This is a genomic window from Rhizobacter sp. P2_G4, assembly GCF_056403575.1.
Map to the genome: position 1 here is coordinate 1 of NZ_JBFUFG010000026.1, position 7,603 is coordinate 7,603.

At 65.4% G+C, this 7,603-nt stretch carries 8 protein-coding genes; 6 read left to right on the top strand and 2 right to left on the bottom strand.

What is annotated here, in order from left to right:
- Nucleotides 1-292, top strand: a 292-nt coding sequence (locus AC1DYS_RS32040) for a TRAP transporter large permease subunit (protein WP_477906105.1), incomplete at its 5' end; no start/stop codon positions are given.
- Between the two features lie 138 nt (nucleotides 293-430).
- Nucleotides 431-1,429, top strand: coding sequence for a TRAP transporter substrate-binding protein DctP (gene dctP / locus AC1DYS_RS32045; RefSeq protein ID WP_477906107.1), 999 nt, complete (start codon nucleotides 431-433; stop codon nucleotides 1,427-1,429).
- 53 nt (nucleotides 1,430-1,482) lie between these two features.
- On the opposite strand, the gene AC1DYS_RS32050 is transcribed toward dctP, so the two are convergent.
- Together AC1DYS_RS32050 and AC1DYS_RS32055 are read right to left on the bottom strand one after the other, a co-directional pair.
- Nucleotides 1,483-2,229, bottom strand: a complete 747-nt coding sequence (locus tag AC1DYS_RS32050) for a FadR/GntR family transcriptional regulator (protein WP_047493260.1) — start codon at nucleotides 2,227-2,229, stop codon at nucleotides 1,483-1,485.
- Nucleotides 2,230-2,370: 141 nt separating this feature from the next.
- Nucleotides 2,371-4,149: a pectate lyase gene (locus tag AC1DYS_RS32055; RefSeq protein ID WP_477906110.1), complete on the bottom strand. Its 1,779-nt coding sequence runs from the start codon at nucleotides 4,147-4,149 to the stop codon at nucleotides 2,371-2,373.
- A gap of 284 nt (nucleotides 4,150-4,433) precedes the next feature.
- Between AC1DYS_RS32055 and AC1DYS_RS32060 the strand changes: the two genes are divergently transcribed.
- From AC1DYS_RS32060 to AC1DYS_RS32075, 4 genes are all read left to right on the top strand, one after another.
- A complete protein-coding gene (locus tag AC1DYS_RS32060; RefSeq protein ID WP_477906112.1) occupies nucleotides 4,434-5,252 on the top strand; it encodes an NAD-dependent epimerase/dehydratase family protein in 819 nt (272 codons plus the stop codon).
- A 70-nt stretch (nucleotides 5,253-5,322) separates the two neighbouring features.
- On the top strand, nucleotides 5,323-6,234 hold the full coding sequence (locus AC1DYS_RS32065; RefSeq protein WP_477906114.1) for an SMP-30/gluconolactonase/LRE family protein: 912 nt from the start codon (nucleotides 5,323-5,325) through the stop codon (nucleotides 6,232-6,234).
- 34 nt (nucleotides 6,235-6,268) lie between these two features.
- Nucleotides 6,269-7,237 carry a TRAP transporter substrate-binding protein gene (locus AC1DYS_RS32070; RefSeq protein WP_477906116.1) on the top strand — a complete coding sequence of 323 codons (969 nt, stop codon included), beginning with the start codon at nucleotides 6,269-6,271 and terminating at the stop codon, nucleotides 7,235-7,237.
- A gap of 69 nt (nucleotides 7,238-7,306) precedes the next feature.
- Nucleotides 7,307-7,603, top strand: a 297-nt coding sequence (locus tag AC1DYS_RS32075) for a TRAP transporter small permease (RefSeq protein ID WP_477906118.1), incomplete at its 3' end; no start/stop codon positions are given.

Consider the following 7,603-nt stretch of genomic DNA (forward strand, 5'->3'; position numbering starts at 1 on the left):
GGACATGGCGGCGACGATCCTGGTGTGCACGCCGATCTTCTTGCCGATCTGCCAGAAGTACGGCATGGGGGAGATCCAGTTCGGCATGGTGATGTTGATCAATTGCGCGCTGGGGCTGAACACGCCTCCGGTCGGTACGACGCAGTTCGTGGGCTGTGCCATCGGTGGGGTCTCGGTGAGCACGGTGATGCGGACCATCTGGCCGTTCTATGGCGCTCTCATCTTCGCTCTCATGCTCGTCACCTATGTCCCTGCGTTCTCGTTGTGGTTGCCTAATCTGATATTCAAGTAACGCGTTCAACGTTTCGTTTCCTGGCTGAACCGGCCTGACGCCGGCCAGCATTGCTCTCGTCACCGCTGCGCCGGTTGCGCGCATGACGTCGCCCTGACGGCTACGCCATGCGCCCCGCCACAGCCAGGAGCGAACGCCATGACGGCTTTCTTTTTCAAGTTCTCATCCGTGCTGTTGGCCTTGGGCTGCAGCCTCTCTCTCCAGGCGCGGGAGCTGCGCGGTTGGAGCGTCCATGCCGACGACTACCCGGTCAACCTCGGCATGCAGCGTTTTGCGGATGCAGTGGGGCCGGCCACGCAAGGCCAGCACAGCGCCCGCGTCTACGGCAACTCGCAGCTCGCGCCACAGGGCCAGGTGCTCGAGAAGATCACCTCGGGCGAGATCGACTTCGCCGAGATCGGCATCGTCGGCTACGGCGACAAGGTGCCCGCCTTGCGCGTGCTGGGCATGCCCTACCTCTTCCACGGCAGCGAGCAGATGTTCTCGCTGCTCGATGGCGAACTGGGCACGGTGCTAGCCGCCGAGCTGGAGAAGGCCGGCGTGGTGCTGCTCGGCTGGTACGACGGCGGCACGCGCAACTTCTATCACCGCAGCAAGCCGATGCGTGGGCTGTCCGATTTCAGCGGCGAGAAGCTGCGCGTGGGCAATACCAAGACCCACATCGACATGGTCGACGCGATGGGCGCCAAGGCGGTGCCCATCGCGTTCAAGGACGTCTACAAAGCCATCGAAGACGGCACGGTGGACGGCGCCGAGAACAACTTGCCCTCTTACGAATCGACCGGCCACTACAAGCTGGCACCGCACTACACCTTCACCCAGCACCTGGTCACACCCGAGATGCTGATCATCAGCAAGAAGACCTGGAACCTGCTCTCCAAGCCCGAGCAGCAAAAACTGCAGGAGGCGGGCCGCGACTCTGCACGCCACATGCGAGCGGAGTGGAACAAGCGCCTGAAGGAGATCCAGGCACGCTTGATCAAGCAAGGGGTGAAGTTCTACTCCGGCAGTGACTACGGCCCGTTCGTGCGGCGCATGAAGCCGCTCTACGACCCACTGTGGACGGCGAGCGACCCCGTGAGCCGCCAGGCGCTGGGCCTGATCCTCACCAGCATGGCGCAGAACGCCGGGCGCTGATCGACGCGATCAACACTGAACGCTGCGCGCTCCCGCAGCCTGCGTTCAGTGCATCAAGCGCTGCCGCCGTCGGCCAGCAAGGCGGCTCGCCGTCGCCGTTCGCGGCTGTTGGCGAGGTGGGTACGCATCGCAGCCCGTGCCGCCTCGGCATCTTGCGAGGCGATGGCGTCGTAGATGCTTTCGTGCTCGCCATTCACGCGCTTCAGGTAGTCGAGCCGCTCGGCATCGGCCGGGTTGGCGGGGTCGAGGCGGGCGCGTGGAATGGCGGTCATGCCCAACGCACCGATCAGGTCGGCGAAGTGCGGGTTCTGCGTGCCGCGCGCAATCTCCGAGTGGAAGGCGAAATCGGCCGCCACCGCATCGAGGCCCTGGCTCATTGCCGAGGCAAATTCGTCGAGCGCCTGGCGCATCACCTTGAGGTTGGCATCGGTGCGCCGCGCGGCCGCGAGTGCAGCCGATTCGGTCTCGAGCCCGATGCGCAGCTCGAGCACGGCGATCACGTCGCGCAGCGTGGCAAGCTGTTCCGGCCCGATGCGAAACGCGCTTGCATCACCCAACCCGACCACGAAGGTGCCGACGCCATGGCGCGTTTGCACCACGCCCGAGGCCTGCAGTTTGGAGAGCGCTTCGCGCACCACGGTGCGGCTCACGCCGAACTCTTCCATGAAGGCCGATTCGGTCGCCAACTTGGCGCCGATGGGCAATGCACCGGTGCGTACCCGTTCGACCAGCGTATCCACCACGTCGAGTGCGAGGTTGCGGGGCTTGGAGCGCTTGATCGCCAGCGTGGGCTCGTTCATCAGGTTTCTCTTCCGCGGGTCACGTGCCCAGTTGTATGACGACACCCCGCAGAGCGGAATGTAGCAAAGCCCGAGCGAAATGCGCTGGCACACAGCGCCTCGCCCGGGCCCGCCGCTTCGAGTGAGCGGCTCATGCCTGCGTCATGCGACAGGCGATACGAACGAGACCAGCTTCGCCATGTTGGCTACCCAGTTGCTGGTCGAAATACCGAGCGGCTGCTCCTTGACGGTGTAGGGCGCGATCGGCGGCGGATCGGCCGGGTCGTACGGCGAGGTGTCGTACACGTCGCCCACGTGTTTGCTCATGTAGGCGGTGCCGACGTAGGGCGTGCTCGGCCCGTTGCCGCGGTAGGGGTTGGTCACCTGCGGCAGCTTCGTCAACCAGTGGTTCTTGCTGCCGAGGTCGTCGACGATGGCCTGCGCCGCCGCCTCGGTGACCGCCGGTGTGGTCATGACAGCACCGGTGAAGAGATCGCCGAAGTCGACTTCGCGGATCGAGAAGTACTTGGGCAGCGGGCGCGCCGCTGTCACGTTCAAGGGCGACTTCGCCACCATCTCGGCAATGGCGGCATCGGTCATTGCGTTGAGCGTGTCGTAGGTGGTTTGCAGGTTGGTGAGGTTGATGTTGCGCCCGGCCGAGTAGTGGCTCAGCGTGTTGCGGTGGTCGTGGTCGTGGTAGTACGCGCCGTTCCAGATGTTGGAGCCGTAGCGGTGCACGAAGCGGCCGACATTCGTGCCGAGCTCGATGAAGGTCGGGTGCGTACGGCCGTTGAGCAGCGGGTTCTCGGCAATCTGCTGCGCCGTAAGCTTGCAGGTGTTGAGCCACGCGATCGCTTCGGGCACACGCGCCAGGTACTTGCGGTCGCCGGTGAGGCGGAAGTAGTTGAACAGCTGCAGCACGTTGGTCTGCGTGGTGTGCGTGGCCAGCGAACGCGGCTCGTAGGTACGCGCCGCCGCGGGCGAGCCGGCGGGCCGGCCGTTGCGGTCGGTGGCCAGGTGCTGCAGGCCCCAGCCGGCCTGCGGCCCAGGTTGCTGCAGCGTGCGCAGACACTCCATCGCACGGGTGATGTTCGGCAGGAGCCGCGTTTCGCCGAGGCCGCTCACGCACATCAGCAGGAACTTGATGTTCTCGCCTGCGACGTCGTCGTTGAAGGTGACCATCGTCGTGTAGTCGCCGTCTTCCATGCCGGCCGTGGCGCCGGCCGGCAACTGGCTCGGGTTGGGCAGCGGCATCGACGAGACGGCATCGGGGTTCACCGGCCAGCGCTGCGGCCAGCCGCCGTCGGCCACGCCGCCGGTGAACTGTGCGGCCAGCACGAACTCGATCGCCTTGTCGAGCGCGGGCTTGAACTGTGCATCCTTCTTCTCCAGGTACATGCGGAGCAGGAATTGCGACGACACCGCAGTGCCCGCGTCATCGAAGGTCGCGTTGCCGTAGTAGTGCTGAAACTCCTCGAGCCGCCAGCCGTTGGCGCCGATGGTTTCGTACCAGTGCTTGAGCGAGTCTTCGCCGGCAAAGTCGTAGATGTAGTTCCAGCCGCCGGCCGGGTGCTGCGCTTCCATCAAGGCCTGCGCGGTGCGCACCGCCGCGTTGTAGAAGAGCTCGTCACCGGTCGCGTGGTACGCGTCGAGAAAGGCGTGGCCCGCGGTCGGCGTGCCGGGCGGCTGGATCCAGCACATGCTGCGCTTGGCCTCCATCTCGCCCCAGCTGACCGAGAGGTCGGGCAGGTACTGCCACACGTAACCACCGCGGTAGGACACGTTCTGGTCCATGTGCTGCGCGGCGCGTTTCATCGCGTCGACTGCGGTGGCACGCGGCCCGGTATCGGGTGGGGGTGCTGTGTCGTCGTCGTCGCCACCGCCGCAAGCAGCCAAGGCGATCGGAGCCAGGCCGGACATCACAAACATTCTGCGTTTCATCGTTGTCTCCTTTGTTGGTGTGGTGAAGGGATCGCTCAGGTCGATCTTTCTCAATGTTGTATGTCATCGTATGACTAGCACTTGGCGTGTGCAAACCTGTGCGAGCGGCGCGGTTTTTCGCCGGTGGAGGCGCCTCGGCCTCAGGGTATTCCCCCCGGCTGCTCACCTTGACGCCAGGTGAGGCGTCAGCGACCATACCGGTGTTGTACGACAACCTACAACGCACTGTGCTGCGGCGTCACGCGTTGTCGTTTCCGACCTCTCTCCTGTTTCATCGAGCCGCCATGCCCGTCGCTGCCTCCTCCATCCGCTTTCCCCGCCTGCTGCTGACCGGCGCCGCCGGCGGCCTCGGCAAAGCGCTGCGCCCTCGCCTGAAGGCCTATTGCGACACGCTGCGCCTGAGCGACATCGTCGATTTGGGCAGTGCTGCAGCTGGCGAAGAGCTGCAGCCGGTGAAGCTCGAAGACCGCGCGGCCATGCTGTCGCTGCTCGAGGGCGTGAGTGCGGTGGTGCACCTGGGCGGCGTCTCGACCGAGCAGCCCTTCGACCTGATCCTGCAGGCCAACATCGTCGGCGCCTACAACCTGTATGAAGCGGCGCGCCAACAAGGCGTGAAGCGCATCGTGTTCGCGAGCTCCAACCACGTCACGGGCTTCTACCGGCAAGACCAGGTCATCGACACGAAGGCCCCGCTGCGGCCCGACGGCCACTACGGTTTGTCGAAGGCCTATGGCGAAGGGCTCGCGCAGTTCTACTTCGACCGCTACGGCATCGAGACGGTGAGCCTGCGCATCGGCTCCACCTTTGCCGAGCCGGTCGACCGCCGCATGCTTGCCACCTGGATGAGCTTCGACGACCTGGAGCGCCTGATCGTGGCAAGCCTCACCGCGCCGGTGGTGGGCCACAGCATCATCTACGGCATGTCCGACAACACCGTCACCTGGTGGGACAACACCGCAGCGCGTCACATCGGCTACCGCGCGCAGGACAGCTCCGAGCCGTTCCGTGCGGCCGTCGAAGCGCGCCAACCGACGATCGATCTCGACAACCCGGCGGCGATCTACCAAGGCGGTGGCTTCGTCCTCGAAGGGCCGAAGGGATGAGCTCCGCCCGGCCGCCCGAAGGGGCTCGCCCCCGCTTGGCGGGGTCGCACGAAGTGCGCGGGGTGCCCACATGAGCGCCGTCGAGACGCCGGCATTCGAGGTGCTGGCTCCGGTGCGCAACCGCGTGGGGGAAAGCCCGCTGTGGTCGGTGGCCGAGCAGGCGCTGTGGTGGGTCGACATTGAAGGCCGCACGCTGTTTCGCCACGACGCAGCCAGCGGCACCCTGGAGCAATGGCCCACGGCGCAACGCATCGGCTGCATTGCATTGCATGCCAGCGGCGGCGTGCTGGCAGCGATGGAGACCGGCCTCTTCCATCTGCAACCCGGCGATCAAGGCCAGCTCGCTGCGCAGTCGCTCGCCGTCGTTCAGCATGCGCGGCCCGACATGCGCTTCAACGACGGGCGCTGCGACCGCGCCGGCCGCTTCTGGGTGTCGAGCATGGTGCTCGACATGTCGCTCGCTTCGCCCTCCGGTGCGCTCTACCGCTATGACGCGCAAGGCCTGTCTGCACCGGTCGTGCGCGAGCTTCTCGTCGGCAACGGCCTGGCTTTCAGCCCGCGCGGCGACACGCTCTACCTCTCCGACTCGCACCCCACGGTGCAGCGCATCTGGCAATTCGATCTGCACGACGACGGCAGCATCGGCAACCGCCGCGATTTCGTCGACATGAACCTGCACCCGGGCCGGCCGGACGGTGCCGCGGTCGACGCCGACGGCTGCTACTGGATCTGCGGCAACGACGCGGGCCGGCTGCTGCGGTTCACCCCCGAAGGCAAGCTCGACCGCATGCTGGCCCTGCCGATCAGCAAGCCCTCGATGTGCGCCTTCGGCGGTGCTGCGCTGGACCAGCTGTTCGTCACCTCCATCACACCGGCCAAGCCCGCAGAAGGCTTCGACGCCTCGCTCGACGGCGCGGTGCTCGTGCTGCGCCCGGGCGTTCGCGGCCTGCCCGAAGTTGCCTCCAGCGCCCACTCCCACTGACCCGCACATTGACATCCAACAACAGGAGACAACCATGAAACCCACTTTCACCCTGATCGCCGGCCTGCTGGCCTGTGCCTTCGCCGCCACGGCGCAGGCCACTGACTTCCGCTCCACCGACATCCACCCCGACGGCTACCCGACGGTCGACGCCGTCAAGTTCATGGGCACTCGCCTCGCCGAGCTGACCAAGGGCAAGCACAGCATCAAGGTGTTCAACAACAGCTCTCTCGGCGCCGAGAAAGACACCATCGAGCAGACCAAGATCGGCGCGGTGGCGATGACGCGCGTGAACATCGCGCCGATGAACAACATCTGCCCGACCACCGTCGTGCCGACCATGCCCTTTCTGTTCCATTCGAAGGAACACATGCGCGCGGTGCTCGACGGCCCGATCGGCGAAGAAATTTTGAAGAGCTGCGAAGCACAAGGCTTCATCGGCCTCGCGTTCTACGACAGCGGCTCGCGCTCGATGTACACCGTGAAGAAACCGATCAAGACATTGGCCGATGCCAAGGGCCTGAAGGTGCGCGTGCAGCAATCCGACCTGTGGGTCTCGTTGCTCGAAGCCATGGGCGCGAACGCCACGCCGATGCCCTTCGGCGAGGTCTACACCGCGCTGAAGACGGGTCTGGTCGATGCAGCCGAAAACAACTTCCCCTCGTACGAGAGCTCGCGCCATTTCGAAGTGGCGAAGTACTACTCGAAGACCGAGCACTCGATGGCGCCCGAAATGCTGCTGTTCTCCAAGCGCGTGTGGGACGGGCTGACTCCGGACGACCAGAAAGCCATCCGCCAGGCCGCCAAGGAGTCGGTGCCCTACATGCGCAAGCTGTGGGATGAACGTGAAGAGAAGTCGCTCGCCACGGTGAAGGCCGGTGGCGCGCAAATCATCGAGGTCGACAAGCCCGCCTTCCAGGCCGCGATGAAGCCGGTGTACGACAAGTTCATCACCGACCCGAAGCTCAAAGACATGATCAAGCGCATTCAGGACAGCAAGTAAGCAGCGTACCCACTCGCCGCGTGCGCCACTCGCACGCGGCGAGTTTTGCTTCGCGAGGGATCCCGATTCATGTTCACCAAAGCCTGCGCGCTGATAGCGCGCTCTTGCCTCAAGATCGGCGTGGCCGGCCTGGTGCTGCTGCTGCTGGCGGTGCTGTGGCAGGTGTTCGGCCGCTACGTGCTGAACAACACCCCCACCTGGGCCGAGAGCCTGGCCTTGCTGCTGGTGCTGTACGTCACCATGCTCGGCTGCGCGGTCGGCGTGCGCGATGCCGGCCACATCGGCATGGAGCTGCTCGGGCCGCTGTTGCCTGAGCGCTTCGTGCTGCCCATCGCCATCCTCATCCACCTGCTCACGCTGGTGTTC